Source organism: Nocardiopsis sp. JB363 (assembly GCF_900143625.1).
In the GTDB taxonomy this organism is placed as follows: domain Bacteria; phylum Actinomycetota; class Actinomycetes; order Streptosporangiales; family Streptosporangiaceae; genus Nocardiopsis.
The window spans coordinates 18,295-43,514 of sequence record NZ_FRFF01000178.1 but is presented as its reverse complement, the minus strand read 5'-3'; the positions used below and the strand labels follow the sequence as shown (position 1 = coordinate 43,514).

The window sequence follows — 25,220 nt, the reverse complement described above, 5'->3', positions numbered from 1 at the left end:
CGGGTGGACCCCGGGGCTCTTGAGAAGGAGCACCACGATGGCTAAGCCCCCAGCGCGCAAGCCCAAGAAGAAGGTTTGCCTCTTCTGCCAGGAGAAGCAGTCCTACATCGACTACAAGGACACCACGCTTCTCCGTAAGTTCATCTCCGAGCGCGGCAAGATCCGTGCTCGTCGGGTGACCGGCAACTGCACCCAGCACCAGCGCGACGTCGCGACCGCGATCAAGAACGCGCGCGAGGTGGCCCTTCTGCCCTACACCAGCACCGCTCGCTAGCGGCGATATCCGAGGGAGGTTTTTGTCGTGAAGCTGATTTTGACCCACGAGGTCAACGGTCTCGGAGCCCCCGGCGATGTCGTCGAGGTGAAGAACGGTTACGGACGCAACTACCTGCTCCCCCGTGGGGTCGCCATTCGGTGGACCCGTGGTGGGCAGAAGCAGATCGACCTGATCCAGCGTGCCCGCAAGGCGCGTGACATCCGCACCCTGGACGAGGCCCAGCAGGTCGCCGGCCGGGTCAGCGCTCTGAACGTGCAGCTCAAGCAGCGCGCCGGTCAGGGTGGTCGTCTGTTCGGTTCGGTCACGCCCGCGGACATCGTCGAGGCCGTCAAGGCCGCCGGTGGCCCGGAGCTGGACAAGCGCCGCATCGAGATCAAGAACCCGATCAAGTCGGTCGGTGCCTACAAGGTCCAGGTCCGCCTGCACCCTGAGGTCTCCGCCCCGATCAAGCTGGACATCGCCGGCGCCTAGTCGCCGACCTTTTCCGGTCCTGGAACCCCGCTCCTCCTCTGAGGGGCGGGGTTCTTGCCGTCCGGTGGACACGCCCGGGCGACAAAACCACCCTTTGATTACTCTTTGTAACCTACCGTGTTCTCTGTGTTGCGTCGCGTCCCGCGACGCTCCTCACGGAGAGGACAGCATACCGATGGCCGCTGAGAGACGACCCGAGATCGACCACCCGATGGCCGTGGGCCGCAGGACGATGCTGCGGGGAACGGTCCTGGCCGCCGGGGGAGTGCTCCTCGGTGGTGCACTGGGGGTTTCCGCCGTGGGCCAGGCTTCGGCCTCCGCGATGCCCAAGGTGTACACCAGGTCGAACTGGAAGGCCCGATCACCGAAGGAATCGGTGGAGATCCTGGGCAAGGGGCCGACGCACATCGTCGTCCACCACACCGCGACCGGCAACTCGTCCGACACGTCCACCAGTCACGCCGCCGCCCTGTCCCGGTCCATTCAGAGCTACCACATGGACAGCAACGGCTGGATCGACACCGGGCAGCAGCTCACCATCAGCCGGGGCGGACACATCATGGAGGGGCGCGACAAGACCCTCCGGGCGATCGGCGATGGCAAGCACGTCCTGGGCGCGCACACCGCCGACCACAACTCGCACACCATCGGGATCGAGAACGAGGGCACCTATACCTCGGCGACCCCGCCGAAGTCGCTGATGTCCGCGCTGGTGGACACCTGCACCTGGCTGTGCCTGGTGTACCAACTGGACCCACAGGACGCGATCGTGGGCCACCGCGACTACAACTCCACCAGCTGTCCGGGTGACAAGCTCTACTCGATGCTCCCGAAGCTCCGTAACGACGTCGGGAGTCGCATGCGAGAACAGCTCAGCCACCTGAGCCGATACGCCGGCGAGGAACTCAGCGTCGAAGAGCTGCCGAGTTTCCCGGACGCGCCGGAGGCCGAGCGGGTCGCCACCTTCTATCACGGCCCCACACTCGGGGATCTCGACAGGTCGCACTGACTTCCCACCCGTCGCCCGCCACCGCCCTCAACGGACGGCCTGGCGGCCGACGGTGTCAGCCCTCTTCGTCGCCCGCCACCGCCCTCAACGGACGGCCTGGCGGCCGACGGTGTCAGCCCTCTTCGTCGCCCGCCACCGCCCTCAACGGACGGCCTGGCGGCCGACGGTGTCAGCCCTCTTCCTGTTTCCAGGGCCGGCCGCTCGTCAGGACCGGGTGGCGCCGGTGATCAACCAGGCGCTTCCGCGCGCACGAAGTCCCAGGGTGACGGCTCGGGCCAGGATCCACACGGCGAAGGCGATCCACAGGCCCACCAGCCCCCAGGTCTGGGAGGCGGCCAGGTGCGGAAGGACCAGGGCGAACGGCATGAAGGCCAGCATCGTCCACAGGGAGGCCCACGCGAGGTAGCGCTGGTCCCCGGCACCCATCAACACCCCGTCGAGGACCATCGTCACGCCGCTGAGCGGCTGCATCAGCGCCACGACCACCAGCGAGGCCATGATCAACCCGGCCACCCGGGGATCAGAGGTGAACGGCACGTGGGCCCACGGCAGCACGAGGAACACCAGGACCATGAACACCAGGCCCGATAGCACCCCCCATTCGATCATGCGTCGGGTGGCGTCCTTGGTGCCCCGCACGTCCCCCGCTCCCAGATAACGGCCCACGATCGACTGCCCCGCGATGGCGATGGCGTCCATCGCGAAGACCAGCAACGCCCAGATGTTGTAGCTCACCTGGTGCGCGGCGATCGACTCGTCCCCCAACCTGGCGGCCACCGCCGTGGTCACCAGCGCCACCACACGCATGGACACACTGCGCAGGAACAGCGCGAACCCGGCCGAGGCCGAGGCCTTCAGACCCGCCACGCTCGGCATCAGCGACACACCCTCGCGTCGGGCGGCGCGGACGATGGTGGCCACGTACCAGAACGCGCCCGCACCCTGAGCGAGCACGGTGGACCACGCGGAGCCGGCGATCCCCCAGTCCATGACCAGAACGAAGGTGGCGCACAGGATCGCGTTGCCGATGTAGGAGGCGACCGCCACCATCAGCGGGGTACGGGCGTCCTGCAGCCCGCGCAGTACCCCCGTGCCCGCCATGATGATCAACAGGAACGGGGTGCTCAGCAGACTGATGCGCAGGTAGGTGATCGCGTAGGGGGCGATCTCGGGGGAGGCGCCGAGGAGCTCGATCATCCACGGGCCCAGCGGCCAACCGATGCCGATGGCGGCGATGCCCAGCAGGACCGCGAGCCAGAGCCCGTCCACCCCGTCGCGCATGCCGCCGGGGATGTCCCCCGCGCCGAACTTGCGGGCGACGGCCGCGGTCGTTCCGTACGCGAGGAAGATGCACACCGCGGCCAGGGTCAGCAACACCTGTCCGGCGACACCGAGACCACCGAGCGCCTGGGTGCCCAGTGAACCGACGATGGCGGCGTCGGTGAGCAGGAAGAGCGGTTCGGCGATGAGCGCGAAGAACGTGGGGATGGCGAGGGCGAAGATCTCGCGGTCGTGGCGGTGTCGGAAGGGAGCCGCCGAGAGCAGTGTGGCCATGGCAGAGCCACAGTACCGGACAGGCGTTCGAGGGGCGGGGTGAGGTTATCCACAGGCTGCCGGAAGCCTGTGGATAACCTGTGGAAAGCCTCCCCGTGAGACATCTTGCACGTCCCGGTAGAGAAGCATGTTTTCGCAGTTCAAGTGGGTTATGGGCGACAGATGGCATAGTTATCCACAGGTGATGTGCATAACCTCTGCGCGCAATGCCCCACGGTGCTGGGGATGTGATGGTAAAGGGGTATCCACAGGCCACCCTCACGGCGTCCCCCGTCACCCGGATGGGGCATGCTGGAAGGGTCGGCCCGGACCCGGGTCGGCGCACGCGTCCTGTGTGGGGGAGTAGTCCGTGAGTGTCGCCGAGCAACCACCTGAAGCAGGCGGATACGAGCGCACTCCACCGCACGACATCCAGGCCGAACAGAGCGTCCTGGGCGGCATGCTCCTGTCCAAGGACGCCATCAGCCAGGTCGTCGAGATCATTCGCTCCGCGGACTTCTACCGGCCCGCGCACCAGATCATCTACGAGAGCGTCGTCGACCTGTTCTCCCGTGGCGAGCCGGTCGACGCCATCTCGGTCAACGCCGAACTGACCAAACGCGGCGAGGCCGTCCGCGTCGGTGGCGCCCCGTATCTGCACACCCTCACCGAGGCCATCCCCACCGCGGCCAACGCCGGTTACTACGCCAAGATCGTCTCCGACCGCGCGGTCCTGCGCCGTCTGGTCGAGGTGGGTACCCGCATCGCGCAGATCGGTTACTCCGGCGACGGTGAGGTCGACGACCTGGTCGACCACGCCCAGGCGGAGATCTACAAGGTCGCCGAGAAGCGCACCGGCGAGGACTACGTCGTCCTCGGCGACATCATGCCGGGCGCCTTGGACGAGATCGAGGCCATCGGCGCCAACGACGGCAGCATGACCGGTGTCCCCACCGGCTTCGCCGACTTCGACGCGCTCACCAACGGCCTGCACCCCGGCCAGATGGTCATCATCGCGGCCCGTCCGGCCGTTGGAAAAAGCACCCTGGCCTTGGATTTCGCGCGTGCCGCGTCCATCAAGAACGAAATGACGTCCGTTTTCTTCAGCCTGGAGATGGGGCGCAACGAGATCGTCATGCGTCTGCTCTCCGCCGAGGCGCGCGTGCCACTGCACACCATGCGGTCGGGCCTGATGACGGACGATGACTGGGCACGGCTGGCCAGACGTATGGGCGAGGTGGCCAGTGCTCCGCTGTTCATCGACGACTCCCCGAACATGTCGATGATGGAGATCCGGGCCAAGTGCCGCCGGCTCAAGCAGCAGCACGACCTCAAGCTCGTGATCGTCGACTACCTCCAGCTGATGAGCTCGCCCGGCCGGGTGGAGAGCCGCCAACAGGAGGTCTCCGAGATGTCGCGTTCGCTCAAGCTGTTGGCCAAGGAGCTGGAAGTGCCCGTGGTGGCGCTTTCCCAGCTCAACCGTGGCCCCGAACAGCGCACCGACAAACGCCCACAAGTATCGGACCTTCGCGAATCGGGCAGCATCGAGCAGGACGCTGACATGGTCATCCTGCTGTACCGCGAGGACGTGCACGACAAGGAGTCGCCGCGCGCCGGTGAGGCGGACATCATCGTGGCCAAGCACCGTAACGGACCCACCGCCGACGTGACCGTGGCCTTCCAGGGCCACTACAGTCGCTTCGTCGACATGGCTCCGGGATAACCTCGGCGGTTGACGAGTACGGGGTGTGACCGGTTCGGTCACACCCCGTTGTATCGGTCAATCCATAAGTCGACTTATGTGCTGGCCGAAATGTCGACAAAGAGATTCGTCGACTTGTCGTCGTGGATCTCGCCGGCTTCCAGGTGAAGATGGCGACCGGCGAAGCGCTCACGCATGCGCCGGTCGTGGGTCACGACCACCAGTGCGCCGGTGTAGTGGGAGAGCGCCTCCTCCAGATCCTCCACCAGGCCGGGGGAGAGGTGGTTGGTGGGCTCGTCCAGCAACAGCAGGTCGTGCGTGCCCGAGGCCAAGCGGGCGACCTCGATCCGGCGGCGTTGCCCCACGGAGAGCGCATCGACCGGGCGGTCGAGTTCGCGGGGACGGAACAGTCCGAGCGAGGCGAGTTCGTCCCGGTGGTCCTCGACGACTCCGGGCCGGCCCTCCGCGTACGCCTCCAGGAGTGTCCACCCCGGGCGGGGGAGCGGATCGTCCTGCCGCAGTAGATCCACCCGACCTGGTGAGGACAACGAGCCCGCGTCGGGTTCGATCTCCCCGACCAGGACCTTGAGCAGGGTGCTCTTGCCCGCCCCGTTCGGGCCGGTCACCAGCACACGCTCGCCCGGGGCGATCCGCAGGAACGGGACGTGCAGGCGACGTTCCACACGGACGCCGTCCAGAGCGGTGATGGTCGCGTTCCGTTCGGAGTCTCGGCCATTGAACCCGGCGTTCATCCGAAGCGGTGCCGGTGGTGGCGGCACCGGGTCATCGACGAGTCGTTGCTCTCGCTCCTTCGCGTTGCGGATCCGCCCCATGGTGCCGTGCGCGGCGCCGCGCAACCGGAACGCCCCGTGTCCGAACGCGGCCTTCTCCATCTTGCGGGGGATGGCGTCCAGCCGTTGGGCGTTGTTGACCACGAGCCTGCGTTGCCGGTCCAGTTCCTGTTTCCACTCCTCGTACTCACGGATCCAACGGGACCTGGCCGCGGCACGGGCCGCCAGGTAGCCGTCGTAGCCGTTGCCGTGGCGGTGGATCCGCCGGGTGTCGGCGTCCACCTCCAAGACGGTGTCGGTGACCCCGGAGAGGAAGGCCCGGTCGTGGGTGACCGCGACGACGGTTCCACGGTGCCGACGGGTGCCCCCCGGAAACCGGTTCCAGGGTCTGGGGCAGATAGCCGATGCCGCCGGGGGCCCGGACGGTGAGATCACCGTTGTCCGGGTGCGTCCGACCGGCGAGCAGCCGCAGCAACATGCTCTTGCCCGAGCCGTTGTCACCGATGACGCCGACGCGTTCGCCGGGTGCGATGGTGAGGGTGACGTGGTCCGAGCATGGGGACCTCCTGTCGCGTGTGTGGGCCAGGGTCGTGTGCCGCGACAGGGGAGGGGTGGGTTTCGGTCATTGGTGCGCATATACGCTGCCGGCCGAAAGCCGATGGTCGCCGGTGGCGACGGCCTTCCTGATCGCGGTGTGGGGACGCCGACGGAGCCGCGCGCACCGTGCGGACGGTGGGCGCGTGGTGCTCGGAACGTGGCGGTCCAGCGCGAGGAAGGTTCTAAAGCAGCATATGTGAGACGATCCGTCTCGTCTTAGTGGTCGTCAAGGCCGTTCTCGTGAGACCGGAGTCACTCTTGATGTTCCTCTAGGGGCGGATATTCGGTTGCCCGTATCTAGATTTATGGTCTTGCCGATTTATCGACAAAGCGATGTGCCGACCATGATCGGCCCGGGCATGCGAAGAGCCACCCGCGTCGTGCGGGTGGCTCTTCGGCGTGTGTGTCCGGGCGGCGGTCAGAGCCAGCGCGCCTCGGGGCGGGTGCGCCCGCTCTCATCGGTGATCAGGATCCAGTGGATGATCGGGTACTCCGAAGTGGTCGCGTCGGCGTCGTCGCGCGGTGAAGGGACCTGCGCGGGCTGGGGAGCCAGGCCGGCGAGGCGGCGGCTCTCGGCAGTGGATCGACTGCGCCGACGGGTGGTCAACGAGCGAGACGGGCGCGGCGCGTGGTTGGACCTGCGTGCCATGAAGCCCTCCTCGTTTCCTGTGAATATAACTCATGTTAACCCTTTGTTCACCTTGAAGTCAATTCGATGCGGTGTGTCGTGTCTGGCCAGGCAGGGGTCCCCTGGTCGAACCGCCTTCAAGATGAACGGAAGGTGAACAGGACGGTAACCACGGCCGTCCCGAGGTCGGGGCCGGGTGGGGAACGAAGAAGCACCCGCCACCGTGGCGGGTGCTTCGAAGTGTCGTACGCGGGTGCCGGTCACTCCTTGAAGATCAGTCCCACGACCTCGAGGTAGAGCTGCTCGGGGTAGGGAATGAAATCGATCTTGCTCAGCGCCTGGTCCTGACCCGCGGACTCCATGACGAAGGTTCCGTAGCCCAGGAACCTGCCGAGCAGGGTGCGTTCGAACCGCATGTCCGTGACCTTGCCCAGCGGCATCATGTTCACCTGCCGGGTGATCAACCCCGTGGTCAGCAGCAGCCGGGCCGACGTGATGACGAAATAGTCCACCGACCACTCCGCGACCCGCCAGACGAACCACACCAGGACCAGTAGCCACAGCCACCAGATGACGGCGAGGACGACGCCACCGTTGGCGCCACTGCCGATCGTCTGGCTCAGGATCCCCGCGAGGACCAATGCGGCCAGCACGACCGCCACCGGGACGATGAGGACCGCGGGATGGCGCCGAATGGTCACCACGTCCTGCTCGTGTGGCAGGAGGTAACGGTTGACCGACGCCGGCGCCGCGTTACTGGAGGCTACGAGTTTCATGGCACCCGCTCCCTCGCGCTACGGCAGCAGTGCGTTGACGAAGCGGGACATCGACTCCGCGCCGCCCACCAGGCCGCCCAGGGCTCCTTGGATCACCCCGGCCGCACTTTCCGGTTGCGTGAGTAGATAAAACAGCACGAAACCGATGAGCGCGTAGCCGCCCCATTTCTTCAACTTCGCCACGACTGACTCCCCTTGGAATCCACCTGACCCACCAACCCAGCAGTGATTGTTGCATTTACCATCATGCCCGTAAAGCCTGAAGCGCACCCTCGGCGTGGCGGTATGTCGGACGTTCGACACTTGCGGGTTGTGTCCGGTTCCGGTGACGTTGATGCTCCTGTGAAGGACTGTCCGAAATCCTTTCTGTTCAGGAGCAGGTCAGATGGGGTGAAGGTGATGGCCGAGTGCGTTCCGGGTGAGAAGTTCAGCGGAGTGATGCGGAGCCGAATCCCGGGGAGGGGGGCACCGTCGCCAAGGTGGCGTCGGTTCCCGGTCTTCCGAAGTTCGATGTAATGCAGGGCCGAAACAGCCCCAGCGGGGTCAGCGTTGTTCGGCGAAGGCCAGCGCCAAGACCTGTAGGTGCTGGCGGGCGATCCGTTCCACCAGTTCGGGAGTGGCCCGCCCGGTCACGTCCTGGGCTCCGTGGCGTGCCGCGTCCACGCAACGGGAAACGGTGGCGGAGTGGTGAACGTGTGAGAACTCCGTGGACAGGCGACTGACGACGGGACTGAAATGGGGGTCGCTGGCGGCCTGGGTGGTGGACGAGGGGGAGGGGTTCTCGGGCATCTCACTCCTTCTGGGCTGCGGGCGGAACGACACGGGGGGTGTGCGCATGGGGGCTATGCGTAGCCACCGGAGGGTCGCCGGATCACCGCCTCGAAAGTGGGGCGGGGCTCTGGGTATCGGTGGCTTGGTCCCCCGTCGGGGTGGTTTCGGCCTGGTGGATCCACCCGGTTATGGGTGGTCAGGAACCATGATCACCCTAATCTGTTACGTTCCAATCTCGAAATGAATTCGGCTAATGCAGCGCCGTGTCTCCGGGACGATCGATCAAGCGGGCTCGACCAGGGGTGACGTCGGGCGGGGGCACGGCCGTGAGAGGTCAATGCCCGATTTTCGGGCGTTCATTCATCTTCGACCGAAAAGAGCCGAAAAAGCGCCCGATCGGTGATCCGATCGGGCGCTCGGGGGGTCGGACGCGATCAAGTCGCGGTCGGGCTTCAGGAACAGCCGTAGAGACGGTCGCCGGCGTCGCCGAGGCCCGGCAGGATGAAGCCCTGCTCGTTCAAGCGCTCGTCGACGGCCGCGGTCACCACGCGCAAGGTGGCCCCATGGCCCTTGGGGAGGTTCTGCTCCAACTTCTGCTCCACCGCGACCAGCCCTTCGGGGGCGACCAGCAGGCAGATCGCGGTGATGTGATCGGCACCGCGCTCGACGAGCAGCTTCAGCGCGGCGGCCAGGGTGCCGCCGGTGGCCAGCATCGGGTCGAGCACGTAGCACTGTCGGCCGGACAGGTCCTGAGGGAGCCGGTCCGCGTAGGTCGCCGGCTGCAGCGTCTCCTCGTTGCGGGCCATGCCCAGGAACCCGACCTCGGCGGTGGGCAGCAGGCGGGTCATGCCGTCGAGCATGCCGAGTCCCGCGCGCAGGATCGGCACGACCAGGGGGGTGGGGCGCGAAAGCTGGGATCCGGTGGTGTGCACGAGCGGGGTCTCGATGGTGACCTCTGTCACTCGAACGTCCCGCGTCGCCTCGTAGGCGAGCAGGGTCACCAGCTCGTCGGTCAGCCGCCGGAAGGTCGGTGAGTCGGTCCGCACGTCGCGCAGAGTGGTCAGTTTGTGCGAGACCAAGGGATGGTCGACGACCAGGGTTTCCAAAACGTTCTCCGGGTGAGCTGGGACAACAGGACGATGTGTGGGGGGAGGGACCCGCACGAGTCTAACCGCGCGTATCCCCCGGACCGGGGCGTCTCGGGCGCGCATCAAGGTGTTCCGGTCCCCGCCCCGGGTGTCCGGGTCACGTTGAGGGACATCGGGATCGCGTGCGGGGGAGCGCCGGAGCCGCCTGTCATGAGAACGTGGGTCCGGTCCATGGCGGACGAACTACGGCTGCGAGGTGGGAGTGATCGCTACCATGACACTCGCACGGGCGAGCCGGATCCTCTCGTCCGCACCGATACACCTTCCGGGTTGGGGTGACGATGACAGTGCTCGATCATGGTGACGACGACTCGGGTGACTTCGCGACCGTTGCATACAGGGAAGAGGAGTACTGGGATGTGGACCTCCTCCCCATCGCGTTGGTACACGACCTCAAGGGCTTGATCCACGCCCTGCGGCAACAGCCGAGCATCAGTGGTTCCCTCGGGTTGGTCTCCGTCGGCGACGACTTCTTCATCATCGTCCGGGTGTACGGAGAGGACGTGTCCCTCTTCCTGTCCGACGTGACCGCCTCGGTGGACTGGCAGGTGGCCAGGGACGCCCTCGACTACCTGGACATCGACCTTCCCCATGACGACGACCTCGACCAGGTCCTGCCCGCGGGCGACCTGTCCGTGGTCGCGGATCTGGGCCTCGACGAGATGGAACTGGGCGCCCTCGCCGGCGATCTGGACCTGTACCCGGACGAGGTGCTCGCCAGCGTCTCCGAGCGACTCGGATTCGCCCAGGCCTTTCAGCGTGTCCTCGACGGTATGGGGTAAGGACGCCTGCGGAAGTGACCTGGAGAGACGGGAGAGAGAGCCGTGTCGACCTTCGCAGCCGTCTTCGCCCCCAACGGCCGGACGTGGCAGGGAGCCGAGGTCGATCTCGGTGACGTGGAGGTCATCGACGACATCACCGAACTCATGCTCGACTACGAGACGGAGTGGGGCAGCGACATGGCCCTTCTCCTGGTGGAGGCCGACGACGAGTGGTTCGCAGTCGTGCGCGTGGACGTGACGGGCTCCGAACCGCGTGTCTACCTCTCCGACGGCCGGGTCGTGCACGATCACCCGTTGGCCGGGATCCTCTCCGAGGCCGGTGGCCTGGGTGCTCACCTGCCCGCTGAGAGCGCGGGCGCCCGCCCCGATCCACGTCCCGACGGCGACGAAGGTCTGCTCACCGATCTCGGGGTGCCGGGGGAAGAACTGAGATCCCTGTCCGCGGGGGGCGGAGTGCTGCCCGGTGACGTCCTCGCGGTGGTGGCCGAACGCACCGGATTCGCCGAACTCCTCGACGCGATGCGGCTGTGACGGGCGCTCTTCCCGGGCTCGACCGCGCGGCGGCCGACTCGGCGATGCTCGAAGCCCTGGTCGAGGCGGAACGTGCCTTGGAGACCGATGATGTGCCCGTGGGCGCGATCGTGTTGGGGCCCGACGGGACGACGGTGCTGGGGCGCGGCCACAATGAACGTGAGGCCACGGGCGACCCGACCGGGCACGCGGAGGTGCTGGCCCTGCGAGCCGCCGCCGAGGCGCACGGTGAGTGGCGTCTGAGCGGCTGCACCCTGGTGGTGACCCTGGAACCCTGTGTGATGTGCGCCGGTGCCACAGTGCTCTCCCGGGTGGATCGCCTGATCTACGGAGCCCGGGACGTGAAGGCGGGTGCGGTCGGTTCGATGTGGGACCTGCTCCGCGACCCCCGGCAGAACCACCGTCCTGAAGTCGTTCCACCCGATCTGATCAGTGAAAACGTGGCCCTCAGGTGTTCGGATCTGCTCACTCGGTTTTTCGCACGGCGTCGGATCCGGTAGAGTTCCTCTCGGTGGAGTCGCCTAGTGGCCGATGGCGCCCGCCTCGAAAGCGGGTAAGGGGCAACCCTTCGAGGGTTCAAATCCCTCCTCCACCGCCACCAGCCGCCCCCGGTCCGCCGGGGGCGGTTTTTTCTTGCCCGAAGGGCTTTCAGGACGGGTTCGTGTCGCCTGTCGGATCCTCGGTCTCCCCGAGTTCGGCGATGGCCTTGTCCAGCCAGTTCACCCAGAACTCCTCCAGTTCGACACCGCCCTGCAGGACCAGTCCCTGGACCCGGTCGCGTTCGGTCCCTCGACCACGGTCGGTGTCACGCCGCTGGAAATCGCGGTACTCGGTGAGTCGTTCGCCGTGCAGTTCACGGTGCCGACGCAGCTCGGCCACGAAGCCGGAGTCCACCCCCACGACCCCGGTGGCGCGCACCCGCAGCATCAAGGTGTCGCGCAGGGAACGGGGCTGCTCGGCCTCGTGCACCCAGCGCTCCAGCTCGGTCCGGCCCGCGGCCAGCACCTCGTACGCCTTGCGTTGCCCTCGGGTGGGGGAGTCGGTGGGCAGGGCCCGGATCAGCTCGGCCCTCTCCAACTTCCCCAGTTCGCGGTAGATCTGCTGGTGGGTGGCGGACCAGAAGTACCCGATGGAGCGGTCGAAGCGTCGGGTCAGTTCCAGGCCCGAGGAGGGCTTCTCCAACAGGGCGGTGAGGATCGCGTGGGGCAGGGACATGTGCGCATTCTAGGAAGGGGTGGCCGCGGACCGGTCGGGTCCGCGGCCACGGGGGTCACAGGGCGGCGGCGAGTTCGGTGCCCTGCTTGATGGCGCGCTTGGCGTCGAGTTCGGCGGCCACGTCGGCGCCACCGATCACGTGCGCGGTGCGGCCGGCCGCGACGAGCTCGTCGGCGAGATCGCGGCGCGGGTCCTGCCCGGAGCACAACACGACGGTGTCGACGTCGAGCACGCGCTCCTCGCCGTCCACGGTCAGGTGCAGGCCGTCGTCATCGATCCGGTGGTATTCGGCTCCGGCGACCATCTCCACGTCACGGTGACGCAGTTCGAGGCGGTGGATCCACCCGGTGGTCTTGCCCAGACCCTTGCCGACCTTGGTGGTCTTGCGCTGTAGCAAGTGGACCTTGCGGGGCGGGGTGACGCGCTCGGGGGCGCGCAGGCCACCGCGTTCCTTGTAGTCGAGGTCCACTCCCCACTGGCGGAAGAAGGCCTCGGGGTCCTGGCTCGCCTCCTCACCGGTGTCGGTGAGGAACTCCGCGACGTCGAAGCCGATGCCGCCGGCGCCGATGATCGCGACCTTCTCACCGACCTCGGCTCCGCCGCGCAGCACGTCCACGTAGCCGACCACGCTGGGGTGGTCGACGCCGGGGATCTCGGGGGTCCGCGGGGCGACGCCGGTCGCGACGACCACCTCGTCGTAGCCCTCCAGGTCGGCGGCGGCGACCCAGGTGTTCAGGCGTACGTCCACGCCGTGCTTGTCGAGCTGCACGCGGTAGTAGCGGAGGGTCTCGTCGAACTCCTCCTTACCGGGCACGCGGCGGGCCATGTTGAGCTGGCCACCGATCTCGGCGGCGGCGTCGAACAGGGTGACGGTGTGGCCGACGCTCGCGGCGGAGACGGAGAAGGCGAGACCGGCGGGACCGGCGCCGACCACGGCGACGTTCTTGCGGGTCTTGGTGGGGGACAGGACGAGTTCGGTCTCGTGGCAGGCGCGCGGGTTCACCAGGCAGGAGGTGATCTTGAGGCTGAACGTGTGGTCCAGGCAGGCCTGGTTGCAGCCGATGCAGGTGTTGATCTCCTCGGCGGCGCCCGCCGCGGCCTTGGCGACGAAGTCGGCGTCGGCGAGCATCGGACGGGCGAGGGAGACCATATCGGCCTGGCCGTCGGCGATGATGCGTTCGGCGACCTCGGGGGTGTTGATGCGGTTGACCGCCACCAGCGGGACGGACAGTTCCTTCTTGAGCCGCTCGGTGATCCAGGTGTAGGCGCCGCGCGGCACGGAAGTGGCGATGGTGGGCACGCGGGCCTCGTGCCAGCCGATGCCGGTGTTGATGATGTCGGCGCCGGCGTTCTCCACCAGACGGCCGAGTTCGACGACCTCGTCGAAGGTGGATCCGTCGGGGACCAGGTCCAGCATGGACAGACGGTAGATGACGATGAAGTCGGTGCCCACGCGCTCGCGGACCCGGCGGAGGATTTCCAGGGGCAGACGAGTCCGGTTCTCGAAGGAGCCGCCCCAGCGGTCCTCGCGCTTGTTGGTGGCGGGGGCGATGAACTGGTTGATGAGGTAGCCCTCGGAGCCCATGACCTCGACGCCGTCGTACCCGGCGCGCTGGGCGAGTTCGGCGCAGCGGGCGAAGTCCTCGATGGTGCGCTCGATCTCCTCATCGGTGAGGGCGTGCGGCACGAAGGGGTTGATCGGCGCCTGGACGGCGCTGGCGGAGACGGAGTCCTCACTGAAGGCGTAGCGGCCGGTGTGCAGGATCTGCATGGCGATCCGGCCGCCGTCGCGGTGCACGGCCTCGGTGATGAGGCGGTGTTCGGCGACCTCCTCGTCGTTGGTGAGTTTGGCGCTGCCGGTGTAGGTGGCGCCCTCGGGGTTGGGGGCGATGCCACCGGTGACGATCAGGCCGACGCCGCCGCGGGCACGTTCGGCGTAGAAGGCGGCCATCCTCTCGAAACCGTTGGGGGCCTCCTCCAATCCGACGTGCATGGAACCCATGATCACGCGGTTCTCAAGGGTGGTGAAACCCAGGTCCAGGGGTTCCAGAAGGTGGGGGTAGTCGCTCATCGTCTCTCCTCGCGCGGGGCCTCTCGGTCGGTGTCCGGCCGACCTCTCCTCATTATGCAACAAGTTGCAAAAGATATCGAGATTCCGCCTCCGAGAAAGGACGGGGACCGACCAGGGTCGGTCAGGGAATCAGCGGAAGGAGTTCGGGACGCTTGGCGACACGACCGTCACCGGAGGAACGACCACGGATCCGGCGTGCGACCCAGGGACCCAGGAACGAACCCAACCAGGTGACCTCGTCGTACATCCGGGTCACGGCGGCCGGAGAGCGCAACGGGGGAAGCGGGTCGGCCCAGGTGATGTCCGCGCCCGGCAGCTCCATCGCGTGGGCCACCGCCCCGGCGATCCTCCGGTGTCCCTCGGAGGAGCAGTGCAACCGGTCCGGGGCCCACAGCCGGCGGTCCGTGGAGACCGCGTGGCGGAAGCAGTCGGCCACCGCGACGTCGTGGCGGGCGGCGGCGGCGCGCACCCGGTCGTTGAAGTCCAGGACCCGCGGCAGCAGCGGCCTGGTCAGAGGGGCGATCTTCGTGATGTCCGGGAAGGTCAGGGTGGCGACTTTGGCGCCCGCGGCGGTCAGCTCGGCGAACATCGTCTCCAGGTGACCGACCACGATGTCGGGGTCGTACCCGGGGCGGATCAGGTCGTTGACCCCCGCGAACACCGTCGCGACGTCCGGACGCAGTGCCAGCGCCTGTTCCAACTGTTCGGCGCGCACCTGTCCGGCCAAGCGGCCGCGTACCGCCAGGTTGGCGTATTCGACCCGGGCTCCGGCCTCGACCATGTGTTCGGCGAACCGGTCGGCCCACCCCCGATAACCCGTGCTCTCGTCACCGTCGCCGACACCCTCGGTCTGGCTGTCGCCGAGGGCGACATAACGCAGATCCCCGTCCCACCGCATACCGGGTCCCCTTTCTTCGGTCCTCAGGCAAACTACTCCTCCGTCTCGGAGTCGTCTCGCGGGGGGAGGGGCGACGCGGGCGGGCCTTCCCTCGTGGTGTGGCGGTGCGGGCGATCGGGGTAGGGCACTCCTAGCGTTGGACGGGGGCGCGCGTCCCCGGTCGTACCGCGTCTCCGGGAGGTCCGTCTTGAGCAGGAACACCGTCGCCGAACAGCTCGTCCGCACCCTGATCGCCGCCGGGGTCACCCGGATCTACGGGGTGGTGGGGGACAGCCTCAACCCGGTGGTGGACGCGGTGCGTGAGGTCGACGGCATCGAATGGATCCACGTCCGCAACGAGGAGACCGCGGCCTTCGCCGCCGCCGCTCAGGCGCAGATCGACGGTCGGCTCGCGGTGTGCGCGGGCTCCTGCGGCCCCGGCAACACCCACCTGATCCAAGGGCTCTACGACGCTCAGCGCAGCGGGGCGCCCGTGCTGGCCCTCGCCTCGCACATCCCCTCACACCAGATCGGTACCGGCTTCTTCCAGGAGACCCACCCCGAGCGGCTCTTCGCCGACGTCACCGAGTTCCGTGAACTCGTCACCCATCCGGACCAGATGCCCCGTCTGGCACGTGTGGCCGTCCAGCACGCCCTCGGAACTCCCGGCGTGGCCGTCCTCGTCCTGCCCGGTGACGTCGCCGGGCAGAAGGCGAACGGTCCCGCCGACGACACCCCCGTCACCGCCGGCAGCGCCACGGCCTGGCCCGGTGAGGACGACGTGCGCGAGCTTGCCCGGCGGATCAACGAGGCCGACAAGGTCGCCCTGTTCTGCGGTGCCGGGGTCCGCGGCGCACACGAGGAGGTCATCGAGCTCGCCGGGAAGCTCAAGGCCCCGGTCGGGCACACCCTGCGCGGCAAGGAATGGATCCAGTACGACAACCCCCACGACGTCGGCATGATCGGCCTTCTCGGCTATGGGGCCTGCTACGACGCCCTCCAAGAGGCCGACCTCACCATCCTGCTGGGCTGCGACTTTCCCTACGACGACTTCCTGCCCAAGAAGAACGTCGTCCAGGTGGACCACGACCCGCGTCGGCTGGGCCGTCGCGTCCCCCTGAAACTGGGGGTGCAGGGCGACGTCGCCGCCACCCTGCGTGCCCTGCGTCCGGTGGTCCGTGCCAAGAGCGACGTGCGCTTCCTCGACGAGATGCTCCGCCGGCACGAACGCGCCCTGACCCGGGTGGTGGACGCCTACACCAAGAACATCGAGGACCACACCCCGATCCACCCCGAGTACGTGGCCCGCCACCTCGATGAGGCCGCGCCCGACGACGCCGTCTTCACCGTCGACACCGGCATGAACAACGTGTGGGCGGCCCGGTACGTCACCCCGAACGGCAGCCGGCGCGTCATCGGTTCCTTCACCCACGGCACCATGGCCAACGCCCTGCCGCACGCGATCGGCGCCGCCTACGCGGCCCCGGGCCGCCGGATCGTCTCCATGTCCGGGGACGGCGGCCTGAGCATGCTCCTCGGTGAGCTGATCACCGTCCAGCAGCACGGCCTGCCGATCACGACGGTGGTGTTCAACAACTCCTCGCTCGGCATGGTGCGGCTGGAGATGATGGTGGACGGCATGCCGGCCTTTCAGACCGACCATCCGCCGGTGGACTACGCGGCGGTGGCCGAGGCCGTGGGCATGCGGTCGATCCGGGTGGAGGACCCCCGCGAGGTACGAGCGGCGCTGGAGGACGCCCTGTCGGACGACGGGCCGGTGCTGGTGGACGTGATCACCGACCCGAACGCGCTGTCGGTGCCCTCGCGGATCACCGCCGACCAGATCACCGGGTTCGCCCTCTCGGCGGGACGAACGGTCCTCCAGGGCGGAGTGGGCGCGATGATCGACCTCGCCCGATCCAACCTCCGCAACATCCCCCGGCCCTGACCGTCCGGCCCCGGATCGGCTCCGAAAACGACGAAGGCCCCGATCGCGTTGCGATCGGGGCCTTCGTCCGCCCTGATGGGCCTGCTTGGCGGGGGTTCCAGGGGGTCGTCCCCCTGGGAAAAAATTACGGCCCGTCCGGGAAGACGACGTGAGTCGTCGACCAGAACGGGCCGCTCGGCGGAGGATAAGGGATTCGAACCCTTGAGGGGTTGCCCCCAACACGCTTTCCAAGCGTGCGCCCTAGGCCACTAGGCGAATCCTCCGAGAGCAACTGTACAGGCTTTGGGCGGGTGCTTCGAACGGGTGATCCTCGTGGGAACTCGCTTCGATGGAGGTTGCGGGAGCAGTGCCGGCTTCGGATACACTCTGAGGCAGACCCCTCGTGCGGCGTCACCCTATGAACCTCCCCAGGGCCGGAAGGCAGCAAGGATAAGTGGGCTCTGGCGGGTGCGCGGGGGGTCCTTTTTTGTTTTCGGGGGTACCCGCCCCGGATCCGCCCCCTCCCGGTTTCCCCGACCCGGCGCGAGTTGTCACTCCCAGAGGGTTGAATGGGATCGTGGCAGGGACCAGGGGAGTGATCACACCGTGAGCATCGCGCTGTACCGCAAGTATCGTCCCGCGACGTTCGGTGAGGTGCGCGGCCAGGAACACGTGACCGACCCGCTGCGCCAGGCGCTGCGGAGCGGACGCATCAACCACGCCTACCTCTTCAGCGGACCGCGTGGTTGTGGCAAGACCACCAGCGCGCGCATCCTCGCGCGCTCCCTCAACTGTGAGCAGGGACCGACCCCGGACCCCTGCGGAACCTGCGGCTCCTGTGTGGCGCTCGCCCCCGACGGCGGCGGCAGCCTCGACGTGATCGAGATCGACGCCGCTTCCCACGGTGGTGTCGACGACGCACGTGACCTGCGCGAACGGGCCTTCTTCGCGCCGGTCAGCTCGCGCTACAAGATCTACATCATCGACGAGGCGCACATGGTGACCCGAGAGGGTTTCAACGCGCTGCTCAAACTCGTCGAGGAACCCCCGCCGCACCTGAAGTTCGTGTTCGCGACCACCGAACCCGAGAAGGTCATCGGCACGATCCGTTCGCGGACCCACCACTACCCCTTCCGTCTCATCCCGCCGAGCACCCTCAAGGAGCTCATGGAGGACCTCCTCAAGCAGGAGGAGGTGTCCTACGACCCGGCCGCGCTTCCGCTGGTGGTGCGCGCGGGCGCGGGCTCGGCGCGCGACACCCTTTCCGTCCTGGACCAGCTGATCGCCGGTTCGGACGAGGGCGGCATCACCCGTGAGGGCGCCGTGTCCCTGCTGGGCTACACCGACTCCAGTCTGCTCGGCGAGATGGTCGACTCTTTGGGCGCACGCGACGGCGCCGCCGTGTTCGGTCTGGTGGACCGGGTGGTGGAGGGCGGTAACGATCCGCGCCGTTTCACCACCGACCTGCTGGAGCGCTTCCGTGACCTGGTGGTGCTCGCCGCGGTTCCGGACGCCATCGACAAGGGCCTGGTCAACGTCTCTCCGGAGTCGGTGGAGCAGATGAAGGAACAGGCTTCGCGGCTGGGGCCGGCGGAGCTGTCCCGGGCCGCGGAGGTCCTCAACCAGGGGCTCACGGAGATGCGGGGCGCCACCGCGCCGCGCCTGCTCCTTGAGCTGCTGTGTTCACGCATCCTGCTGCCCGCCACCGACGGCGACCAGACCGCGCTGCTGGCCCGGCTGGAACAGATGGAGCGCAGGTTGGCCTCCGGGGCGGTGGCTCCGGCGACGTCCGGGGCGCAGGCTCCGGCGGCACCGGCGGCTCAGGTGCCCGCGGCCCCGGCTCCACCGGCACCGGCCCCGGCACCGGTTCAGCAGCCCCCGGCCGCCCCGGCCCCGCAGGCCGCGCGGCCCGAACCGGCGCGGCCCGCGGAACCGGCCTCGCGCCCGTCCGGAAGTAACGAGCCCTCGGGCTGGGACGCCCCAGCGCCCTCCCGTCCCCAGGCGGCCTCGCAGAACGCGCCCGCCGGTGGGGGCGGTGGCCCCGTGGACTTCGGTCGCCTCCAGGGCGCCTGGCATCAGATCATGGAAGCGGTCAAGGGCCGTCGGCGGTTCACCTGGATGATGCTGCACGGAAGCGACGTGCAGCCGGTCGGGGTCGAGGGCAACACCGTGCTGTTGGGCTTCAACAAGCCCAACGAGGCCAAGGGCTTCAGTAACAGCGGCAGCGACCAGGTCGTCGCCGCGGCGATCCAGCAGGTGTTGGGCGCCGAGGTGCGTGTGGCCCCCTCGCTGGCGGGTGGTGCCGCACAGGCACGGCGACCCCAGCCCGCACCGCGACCGGCCGAACCCGCCGGATGGGACGCCTCCCCCGGGCAGCCCCCGTCCGGGTCCGCTGCCCCGGCGGCGCCGCCGGAGCAGGCCGCGGGGTCGGCGCGACCGGCGGGCCCTCCACCGGAACGGCTGCTCAGCGACCGTCCGGAACCGCCGCCGGACCCCTATGAGGACGCGGCGGCCGCTCCGCCTCCAGAAGACCACGGGGCCACGGCGCCGACCCGCGGTGGCGCCCAGGGTGGGAACGGCCAGGGTGATCGGGGCGCGCGTCCCGAGGAGACGTCCGGACCGCGTCCGTCACCGGCCGAATCCGACGGCGGCCCGTCCATGAACAACGCGTCGACCAACGCCGCTCCTTCGGCGGTCGGCCCGCACCAGGGCGCCGCGTCCAACGGTGCCTCCAACGCCACGGGCGGAACCGGTGGCGGAACCGTCCTCATCGAGACCGAACTCGGCGGCAAGCTGATCGAGGAGATCGAACACGGGGCGCCCGGAGGGCTGTGATCCTCGCTTCGCCGGTGGGTGCCCCGCCGGCGGAGGGTCAGGGCCGCAACGCGCGCAGGACCGTGTCGACCAGGGCGTCGCTGTACGCGTGGTCGATCGTCCCGGTGCGCAGCAGCCACCGGTGTTGGAAGGGTCCGTTGAACATCTCCACGGCCAGGTCCAGGTCGACGTCGGTGCGGATCTGGCCGCGGTCCTGCGCCGCACGCAGGCGCTCCCGGAACGCTTCGGCGTTGGGCCTGGTCAGGCGCTCATGGACCGCATGAGCGAACTCTTCGTCGTTCTGGATCTCCGCGGTGAAGGCCCGGGTGGTGCGGTCCATCGTGGGATCGGCGAACTCGTCGGCGGTGGCGCGGAAGACGGTCTTGAGGTCGGCGGCCAGGTCACCGGTGTCGGGCAGCGGATCTCCGGCCACGGCTCCGGTGAGCCGGGTGAACACGTCGAAGACCACGGCGGCCTTGGAGGGCCACCATCGGTAGATGGTCTGTTTACCGACCCGGGCGCGGGCGGCGATGGCCTCCATCGTCAGCCTGGCGTAACCGACCTCGCCCAAGAGGTCGGCGGCGGCGTCGATGATGGCGTTGCGCGCGCGTTGGCTGCGGCGACGGGGGTCCGGTGTCCGTCGGGTGCGTTCGGCGGTGTTGTCGGCCATGGTTCCAAGGTAGTGGCTCGAAAATGACGAGACGTCTCGTCTTGACGTCGCTATGATCAAGGGGAATCCTTTACGCGAGACGCAACGTCTCGCCTTATTCGGATAGGAGGACACCGTGGCGAAGAACAACAACATGCTCGGCATGGGCGGGCAACGGACCAACGTCGCCCGTTCCACGCTGCGCGGTGGCAAGGCCGGAGCCAAGGGCGGGCCCACGGGGAATGCCCGTGAGAACAAGGAGGAACTGCTGCGCAGGTTCCGGGAGAAGAACATCGCTCCGAGGAACGAGGCCTCCGAAGAGCGTTCGTGACCGGATCGGATGGGCCTCGGGTGGGCGAACCACGGACCGATGGGCCTCAGATCGGGGGCCCCAACGGCCAGGAGCGCCCGTCGGGGTCGTCCAACCACAACCGTTGACCGCCGTCGGGGTCCACCGCCAGCCCGAACCGGTTCGGCTCCGGTCGACCCAGGCCCGCCCAAAGCTCCAAGGCGTCCTCGAACTCGTCCCAGATGCTTCGCGGACCGCCCTGTTCGACCATCCACGAGGTGCCGTAGGGGTAGATCCGCACCCAGGACTCGCCCCGGCGGTCGCACAGCCACAGCCCCGACCCGGTGCCGATCCAGCGCCGCCGCATCCGCCAGTCCGGCACCATCACCGACAGGGCGAACGCGGGCGCGAAGGTCAGCAGGGGCGAGACCGGGTCCTCCTGGGTGAGGCGGTATTCGTCGGGTTGCTGCCCGGCGTCGCGTACCGGTGACGGCGAGGAGCCCGGCGTGCGCAGCGCCATGAACCCCACACCTCCGTGGAACCGACCCAGCGCCGTGCCCCCGGCTCGACGTTCGAGGCGCATGAGCACCCCCGCGCTCTCCAACAGACCCCACGGGCACACGACCAGTCCGCCCTCGGTCACCTGCTCCAACCAGGCCCTCGGTACCCGGCGCACCCCGCAGAGACTGATGATCCGGTCGTAGGGTGCGTCGCCGGAGTGCCCGTCGTGGCCGTCCGACAGGTGGGTGGCGGGCGACAGCCCGGCGCCGTGCAGGGCTTGGCGGGCCGCCGCCAGCAGTCGGTCGTCGATCTCCAGCGAGGTCACGGCCCGATCGCCGAGCCGGTGGGCGAGCAACGCCGTGTTCCAACCGGTTCCGGTGCCCACCTCCAGCACCCGCTGACCGTTGGCGAGGTCGGCCAGCTCCAGCATCCGTGCGAGCACGGTCGGCGCCGAGCTGCACGAGGTGGCGGGGCCCTGCTGGGAGCCGCGTTGCCGAGGTACCTCCGGCCCCTCCAAACGGGTGACGATGGCGTTGTCCGCGTAGACGGCGGCCAGCCAACGATCCGGATTCCCCTCGGCGCTCAGCCTGCCGCCGCGCGCGGTCACCGCGCCCGATTCCGGGATGAACAGGTGGCGGGGCACGGAGCGGAACGCCTCCACGAGGGCGGCGTCCCTCAACGTGCCGTCCGCGATGATCGCCTCGATCAGTGCCGAGTTGCGCTCCCTTGCGGTCAACACTTCCTCAGTCCCCTGGTCGTCGTCGCTGGTCGAATGTGGTGTAGGAGAACACCGAAGGGGTCGAGGGCCCCGTCGGCCATCATGTCAACCGACGGTGCCCCTCGTGCCTCTCTTCGGCCTTTTCGCAGGTGAAATCAGGTCAACGGTGCGACCAAGTCCTCCCCGTGACGGGGTCGCTCCCCGTGCCTCGGATAGTCCACGTACCCGCGCGGGCCGGACGTGTAGCGGAACTCCTTCTCCCTGATCCCTGCCCAGGGGACACCGGCCGCGACACGTTCCACCACGTCGGGGTTGGAGATGTAGGGCCGGCCCACCGAGACCAGGTCGGCGCGCCCCTCGGTGATCAGGGCGGCGGCTCCCTCCGGGGTGGTCTCCACGTGCTCCCCGGTGTTGCCCACCAGGGTGCCGTGCCAGTTCCGGCGAGCCTCGGCCAGCGCGGGATGGTCCCGGTCCTCGGTCACGTGCAGGTAGGCCAGGCCCAACGGGGAGATCGCCCGCAATAGCCGTCGGTACACGGGACCTGGATCCCGCTCGACCATCTCGAACTGCCGGTTGCCGGGCGAGAGCCGCAACCCCACTCGATCGGCGCCCACCGCGTCGGCGACCGCCTCGGTGACCTCCACCGTGAACCGGATCCGGCCGGTGGTATCGCCGCCGTAGGCGTCCGTGCGCAGGTTGGTGTTGTCGGCCAGGAACTGGTGCGGCAGGTACCCGTTGGCCCCGTGGATCTCCACGCCGTCGAAGCCTGCGCGCATGGCGGCCCGTGCCGCCTCCGCGTGGTCGGTGACGGCCGCCGTGATCTCCGGGATCGTCATGGCCCGTGGGGCGACCGGTTCCACCTTGCCGTCGAGAGTGTGGACGAGGTCGGTGCGCGGCACGACCGACGGGGCCACGGGGGTTCCGCCATCGGGCCGGTTGGCGGGATGCCCGCCGCGACCGGCGTGCATGAGCTGGGCGAAGATCCGGCCGCCCGCGCCGTGGACGGCGTCGGTGACTCGGCGCCACCCCTCCACCTGCACCTCGGTGTGGAGGCCGGGTTCGGTCAGGTACTGCCGTCCGTCGACGCTGGGGGCGACACCCTCGGAGACGATGAGTCCGGCTCCGGCGCGCTGTGCGTAGTAGGTCGCCATGAGGTCGGTGGGTACCCCGTGGTGGTCCGCGCGCAGGCGGGTCATCGGGGCCATGACGACCCGGTTGGGAAGGTGCAGTCCACCCAGTTCGTAGGTGTCGAGAAGCGGTCCTGTGCTCTGTCGTTCGGTGTCCATGTCCGGAGCGTAGAATCTGACATCAATGTCAGTTTCAAGGGTTCGTGGGCGGAGTCACATGATGGTGGGATCGATGCGGATCGGGGAGCTCTCCACGCGGAGCGGGGCGAGCCCCCGTTCCCTGCGCTACTACGAGGAACAGGGGCTGCTCTCCTCCGAGCGCACCACGGGTGGTCATCGGGAGTACGGGGAGGAAGCCGTCGAACGAGTTGACCGGATCCGGTGCCTTCTCGGCGCCGGCATCGGAACGGACACCATCCGAAGGCTGTTGCCGTGCATGTACTCGCGGGAAGAGGGCGGCCCGGCGCCGGACCTTCTCGACTGGCTGTGCGCCGAACGCGAACGCATGTCCCGCTCCATCCACGAACTCGAACGCACCAGGGAGGCCCTCGACCGGGTCATCGAGCGGAACGGGGGGCGGGTCGCCGTGGCCGGTGCCTGAGATTCGCGCCGTTCGCGCGCGAACGGCGCCGGATGTACCGACTACGCTCACAGACAAGTGACATCCGGAAAGACCCAGCACCTCGAGTGCGGCGAGGAGACGGCCGTGAACCCTGGCGGAATGGACATGCAGGCCCTGCTCCAGCAGGCCCAGCAGATGCAGCAGCAGCTTGTGGAAGCTCAGCAGGACCTGGAGGAGGCCGAAGTCGAGGGCACCTCCGGTGGTGGCCTGGTCAAGGTCAAGCTGAGCGGACGCGGTCAGGTCGAGGACATCACCGTCGACCCCAAGGCCGTCGATCCCACCGACGCGGAGGAGACCGCCCAGACCATCGCGGACCTGGTCCTGGCGGCCATCCGCGACGCCGAGGCGCAGGTCGAGCGTCTCCAGCAGGAGAAGATGGGCCCGCTGACCGAGGGCATGCCCGGCGGTGGGGGCATCCCCGGACTTCCCGGCTTCTAGAGGAGTCGAAACGGCCGAACTCGTTCGCAGGCACCGCTCCGGTGACAGAACCGGGGCGGTGCGGCCGTGACACACCCTTTCCTCGGCCCACGGTCCGAAGAGGTCATCGCCCCCCGATACGGTGGGGGTGACAAGGGGCGGCAACGGCCCCGCCGGGTCAGTCCCGGTTCCGACCGAGTGGGTAGGCATGTACGAAGGCGCGGTTCAGAATCTGATCGACGAGCTGGGGCGGTTGCCCGGCGTCGGTCCGAAGAGCGCGCAACGCATCGCCTTCCACCTGCTGTCCGCCGAACACGCGGACGTCAAGCGCTTGGTCAACGCACTCGTCGAGGTCAAGGAGCGGGTCCGCTTCTGCTCCATCTGCGGCAACGTCGCCGAAGAGACCGAGTGCCGAATCTGCCGTGACGCTCGCCGCGACGCCGCGATCATCTGCGTCGTGGAGGAGTCCAAGGACGTCGTCGCCATCGAGCGCACCCGGGAGTTCCGGGGCCGCTACCACGTGCTCGGGGGCGCCATCAGCCCCATCGAGGGCGTCGGCCCGGACGACCTGCGCGTCAAGGAGCTCATGACCCGCTTGGCCGACGGCCAGGTGACCGAGCTGATCCTGGCGACCGACCCCAACCTGGAAGGGGAGGCCACCGCGACCTATCTGGCGCGGTTGGTCAAACCGATGGGCCTGAAAGTCACCCGTCTGGCCAGCGGTCTGCCCGTCGGCGGCGACCTTGAGTACGCCGATGAGGTCACCCTGGGTCGTGCCTTCGAAGGTCGCCGAAGCCTGGAGTTCTAACTCACATTTGCCCGTAATGGGGGCGAAATATGAGTAACCTCCGTTCGAGCGGGTAGGCCCGATCGCTGGTGTGTCAAGACGCCACGCCCTTCCACCGCAGGTCGGACCGGGTACGGTGCGGCGTCGCCGACTACACTCCCTTGTGAATTGTCTTGATCCCAACTCCTCA

25 protein-coding genes, 2 tRNA genes, 1 other RNA gene and 1 pseudogene are annotated in these 25,220 nt (G+C 68.3%); 15 read left to right on the top strand and 14 right to left on the bottom strand.

All coding sequences use genetic code 11. From position 1 onward, the window contains the following. The first annotated feature begins 37 nt into the window (after positions 1-37). From rpsR to BQ8420_RS27625, 3 genes are all read left to right on the top strand, one after another. The gene (gene rpsR / locus BQ8420_RS27635; RefSeq protein WP_087102782.1) at positions 38-274 is read left to right on the top strand and encodes a 30S ribosomal protein S18; all 237 of its coding nucleotides are present in this window, start codon (positions 38-40) and stop codon (positions 272-274) included. 27 nt (positions 275-301) lie between these two features. Then, positions 302-748, top strand: a complete 447-nt coding sequence (gene rplI, locus BQ8420_RS27630) for a 50S ribosomal protein L9 (RefSeq protein ID WP_087102780.1) — start codon at positions 302-304, stop codon at positions 746-748. 175 nt (positions 749-923) lie between these two features. Beyond that, positions 924-1,757: a peptidoglycan recognition family protein gene (locus BQ8420_RS27625; RefSeq protein ID WP_087102778.1), complete on the top strand. Its 834-nt coding sequence runs from the start codon at positions 924-926 to the stop codon at positions 1,755-1,757. Positions 1,758-1,961: 204 nt separating this feature from the next. Here BQ8420_RS27625 and BQ8420_RS27620 read toward each other — a convergent pair whose 3' ends face one another. Then, positions 1,962-3,311, bottom strand: a complete 1,350-nt coding sequence (locus tag BQ8420_RS27620; RefSeq protein ID WP_087102776.1) for an MATE family efflux transporter — start codon at positions 3,309-3,311, stop codon at positions 1,962-1,964. Between the two features lie 349 nt (positions 3,312-3,660). Here BQ8420_RS27620 and dnaB point away from each other — a divergent pair, with 349 nt between their 5' ends. Next, positions 3,661-5,013, top strand: a complete 1,353-nt coding sequence (gene dnaB / locus BQ8420_RS27615) for a replicative DNA helicase (protein WP_087102774.1) — start codon at positions 3,661-3,663, stop codon at positions 5,011-5,013. 74 nt (positions 5,014-5,087) lie between these two features. On the opposite strand, the pseudogene BQ8420_RS27610 reads toward dnaB, so the two are convergent. The 6 genes and pseudogenes from BQ8420_RS27610 to upp all read right to left on the bottom strand — a co-directional run. Then, a pseudogene (locus BQ8420_RS27610) lies at positions 5,088-6,333 on the bottom strand (ATP-binding cassette domain-containing protein); the annotation flags it as partial. 465 nt (positions 6,334-6,798) lie between these two features. Then, positions 6,799-7,029 (bottom strand): hypothetical protein, encoded by a 231-nt coding sequence (locus BQ8420_RS27605; RefSeq protein WP_087102772.1) that lies wholly within the window; start codon positions 7,027-7,029, stop codon positions 6,799-6,801. Between the two features lie 239 nt (positions 7,030-7,268). Then, a complete protein-coding gene (locus BQ8420_RS27600) occupies positions 7,269-7,784 on the bottom strand; it encodes a PH domain-containing protein (protein ID WP_087102770.1) in 516 nt (171 codons plus the stop codon). 18 nt (positions 7,785-7,802) lie between these two features. After that, positions 7,803-7,967: a hypothetical protein gene (locus BQ8420_RS32480; RefSeq protein ID WP_200816123.1), complete on the bottom strand. Its 165-nt coding sequence runs from the start codon at positions 7,965-7,967 to the stop codon at positions 7,803-7,805. A gap of 360 nt (positions 7,968-8,327) precedes the next feature. Next, the gene (locus BQ8420_RS27595) at positions 8,328-8,573 is read right to left on the bottom strand and encodes a hypothetical protein (protein WP_087102768.1); all 246 of its coding nucleotides are present in this window, start codon (positions 8,571-8,573) and stop codon (positions 8,328-8,330) included. 434 nt (positions 8,574-9,007) lie between these two features. Then, on the bottom strand, positions 9,008-9,661 hold the full coding sequence (gene upp / locus BQ8420_RS27590) for a uracil phosphoribosyltransferase (RefSeq protein WP_087102766.1): 654 nt from the start codon (positions 9,659-9,661) through the stop codon (positions 9,008-9,010). 323 nt (positions 9,662-9,984) lie between these two features. On the opposite strand from upp, the gene BQ8420_RS27585 reads away from it, so the two are divergent. From BQ8420_RS27585 to BQ8420_RS27570, 4 genes are all read left to right on the top strand, one after another. Then, entirely contained in the window at positions 9,985-10,485 is a 501-nt protein-coding gene (locus tag BQ8420_RS27585; protein ID WP_087102763.1) for a tRNA adenosine deaminase-associated protein, read from the top strand. Positions 10,486-10,527: 42 nt separating this feature from the next. Then, positions 10,528-11,016: a tRNA adenosine deaminase-associated protein gene (locus BQ8420_RS27580; RefSeq protein WP_087102762.1), complete on the top strand. Its 489-nt coding sequence runs from the start codon at positions 10,528-10,530 to the stop codon at positions 11,014-11,016. A 44-nt stretch (positions 11,017-11,060) separates the two neighbouring features. Continuing rightward, on the top strand, positions 11,061-11,516 hold the full coding sequence (locus BQ8420_RS27575; protein ID WP_087102833.1) for a nucleoside deaminase: 456 nt from the start codon (positions 11,061-11,063) through the stop codon (positions 11,514-11,516). Between the two features lie 10 nt (positions 11,517-11,526). Beyond that, positions 11,527-11,614 (top strand) — tRNA-Ser (locus BQ8420_RS27570). A gap of 50 nt (positions 11,615-11,664) precedes the next feature. On the opposite strand, the gene BQ8420_RS27565 is transcribed toward BQ8420_RS27570, so the two are convergent. The 3 genes from BQ8420_RS27565 to BQ8420_RS27555 form a co-directional block, all read right to left on the bottom strand. Then, positions 11,665-12,231, bottom strand: a complete 567-nt coding sequence (locus tag BQ8420_RS27565; RefSeq protein ID WP_087102760.1) for a PadR family transcriptional regulator — start codon at positions 12,229-12,231, stop codon at positions 11,665-11,667. Between the two features lie 55 nt (positions 12,232-12,286). After that, positions 12,287-14,302: an NADPH-dependent 2,4-dienoyl-CoA reductase gene (locus BQ8420_RS27560; protein WP_087102758.1), complete on the bottom strand. Its 2,016-nt coding sequence runs from the start codon at positions 14,300-14,302 to the stop codon at positions 12,287-12,289. Positions 14,303-14,423: 121 nt separating this feature from the next. Next, entirely contained in the window at positions 14,424-15,200 is a 777-nt protein-coding gene (locus tag BQ8420_RS27555; protein ID WP_087102755.1) for an SGNH/GDSL hydrolase family protein, read from the bottom strand. A gap of 187 nt (positions 15,201-15,387) precedes the next feature. Here BQ8420_RS27555 and BQ8420_RS27550 point away from each other — a divergent pair, with 187 nt between their 5' ends. Continuing rightward, positions 15,388-17,127, top strand: a complete 1,740-nt coding sequence (locus BQ8420_RS27550) for a pyruvate dehydrogenase (protein WP_087102752.1) — start codon at positions 15,388-15,390, stop codon at positions 17,125-17,127. A 178-nt stretch (positions 17,128-17,305) separates the two neighbouring features. On the opposite strand, the gene BQ8420_RS27545 is transcribed toward BQ8420_RS27550, so the two are convergent. Then, positions 17,306-17,390 (bottom strand) — tRNA-Ser (locus tag BQ8420_RS27545). A gap of 108 nt (positions 17,391-17,498) precedes the next feature. On the opposite strand from BQ8420_RS27545, the gene ffs reads away from it, so the two are divergent. Next, an RNA gene (gene ffs / locus BQ8420_RS27540) (signal recognition particle sRNA small type) lies at positions 17,499-17,594 on the top strand. 118 nt (positions 17,595-17,712) lie between these two features. Next, a complete protein-coding gene (locus BQ8420_RS27535) occupies positions 17,713-19,941 on the top strand; it encodes a DNA polymerase III subunit gamma and tau (protein WP_087102750.1) in 2,229 nt (742 codons plus the stop codon). Positions 19,942-19,978: 37 nt separating this feature from the next. On the opposite strand, the gene BQ8420_RS27530 is transcribed toward BQ8420_RS27535, so the two are convergent. Next, on the bottom strand, positions 19,979-20,590 hold the full coding sequence (locus BQ8420_RS27530) for a TetR/AcrR family transcriptional regulator (RefSeq protein ID WP_087102748.1): 612 nt from the start codon (positions 20,588-20,590) through the stop codon (positions 19,979-19,981). Between the two features lie 115 nt (positions 20,591-20,705). On the opposite strand from BQ8420_RS27530, the gene BQ8420_RS27525 reads away from it, so the two are divergent. Next, positions 20,706-20,900 carry a DUF6243 family protein gene (locus BQ8420_RS27525; protein ID WP_087102745.1) on the top strand — a complete coding sequence of 65 codons (195 nt, stop codon included), beginning with the start codon at positions 20,706-20,708 and terminating at the stop codon, positions 20,898-20,900. Positions 20,901-20,946: 46 nt separating this feature from the next. Here BQ8420_RS27525 and BQ8420_RS27520 read toward each other — a convergent pair whose 3' ends face one another. Continuing rightward, on the bottom strand, positions 20,947-22,095 hold the full coding sequence (locus BQ8420_RS27520) for a methyltransferase domain-containing protein (RefSeq protein WP_087102743.1): 1,149 nt from the start codon (positions 22,093-22,095) through the stop codon (positions 20,947-20,949). Positions 22,096-22,232: 137 nt separating this feature from the next. Next, on the bottom strand, positions 22,233-23,363 hold the full coding sequence (locus tag BQ8420_RS27515; RefSeq protein ID WP_087102741.1) for an alkene reductase: 1,131 nt from the start codon (positions 23,361-23,363) through the stop codon (positions 22,233-22,235). 73 nt (positions 23,364-23,436) lie between these two features. Between BQ8420_RS27515 and BQ8420_RS27510 the strand changes: the two genes are divergently transcribed. The 3 genes from BQ8420_RS27510 (at position 23,437) to recR (ending at position 25,051) form a co-directional block, all read left to right on the top strand. Continuing rightward, complete coding sequence (locus BQ8420_RS27510; RefSeq protein ID WP_087102831.1) at positions 23,437-23,805, top strand: MerR family transcriptional regulator; 369 nt, start codon at positions 23,437-23,439, stop codon at positions 23,803-23,805. Positions 23,806-23,925: 120 nt separating this feature from the next. After that, positions 23,926-24,264: a YbaB/EbfC family nucleoid-associated protein gene (locus BQ8420_RS27505; RefSeq protein WP_087102739.1), complete on the top strand. Its 339-nt coding sequence runs from the start codon at positions 23,926-23,928 to the stop codon at positions 24,262-24,264. 187 nt (positions 24,265-24,451) lie between these two features. Further along, positions 24,452-25,051 carry a recombination mediator RecR gene (gene recR, locus BQ8420_RS27500; RefSeq protein ID WP_087102737.1) on the top strand — a complete coding sequence of 200 codons (600 nt, stop codon included), beginning with the start codon at positions 24,452-24,454 and terminating at the stop codon, positions 25,049-25,051. Positions 25,052-25,220: the final 169 nt, after the last annotated feature.

Coding starts and splice junctions, on each gene's coding strand:
- rpsR (WP_087102782.1), top strand. CDS start 38: ATGGCTAAGCCCCCAGCGCGCAAGCCCAAGAAGAAGGTTTGCCTCTTC.
- BQ8420_RS27625 (WP_087102778.1), top strand. CDS start 924: ATGGCCGCTGAGAGACGACCCGAGATCGACCACCCGATGGCCGTGGGC.
- BQ8420_RS27620 (WP_087102776.1), bottom strand. CDS start 3,311: ATGGCCACACTGCTCTCGGCGGCTCCCTTCCGACACCGCCACGACCGC.
- BQ8420_RS27605 (WP_087102772.1), bottom strand. CDS start 7,029: ATGGCACGCAGGTCCAACCACGCGCCGCGCCCGTCTCGCTCGTTGACC.
- BQ8420_RS27600 (WP_087102770.1), bottom strand. CDS start 7,784: ATGAAACTCGTAGCCTCCAGTAACGCGGCGCCGGCGTCGGTCAACCGT.
- BQ8420_RS27595 (WP_087102768.1), bottom strand. CDS start 8,573: ATGCCCGAGAACCCCTCCCCCTCGTCCACCACCCAGGCCGCCAGCGAC.
- BQ8420_RS27585 (WP_087102763.1), top strand. CDS start 9,985: ATGACAGTGCTCGATCATGGTGACGACGACTCGGGTGACTTCGCGACC.
- BQ8420_RS27575 (WP_087102833.1), top strand. CDS start 11,061: ATGCTCGAAGCCCTGGTCGAGGCGGAACGTGCCTTGGAGACCGATGAT.
- BQ8420_RS27565 (WP_087102760.1), bottom strand. CDS start 12,231: ATGTCCCTGCCCCACGCGATCCTCACCGCCCTGTTGGAGAAGCCCTCC.
- BQ8420_RS27560 (WP_087102758.1), bottom strand. CDS start 14,302: ATGAGCGACTACCCCCACCTTCTGGAACCCCTGGACCTGGGTTTCACC.
- BQ8420_RS27555 (WP_087102755.1), bottom strand. CDS start 15,200: ATGCGGTGGGACGGGGATCTGCGTTATGTCGCCCTCGGCGACAGCCAG.
- BQ8420_RS27530 (WP_087102748.1), bottom strand. CDS start 20,590: ATGGCCGACAACACCGCCGAACGCACCCGACGGACACCGGACCCCCGT.
- BQ8420_RS27515 (WP_087102741.1), bottom strand. CDS start 23,363: ATGGACACCGAACGACAGAGCACAGGACCGCTTCTCGACACCTACGAA.
- BQ8420_RS27510 (WP_087102831.1), top strand. CDS start 23,437: ATGCGGATCGGGGAGCTCTCCACGCGGAGCGGGGCGAGCCCCCGTTCC.
- BQ8420_RS27505 (WP_087102739.1), top strand. CDS start 23,926: ATGGACATGCAGGCCCTGCTCCAGCAGGCCCAGCAGATGCAGCAGCAG.
- recR (WP_087102737.1), top strand. CDS start 24,452: ATGTACGAAGGCGCGGTTCAGAATCTGATCGACGAGCTGGGGCGGTTG.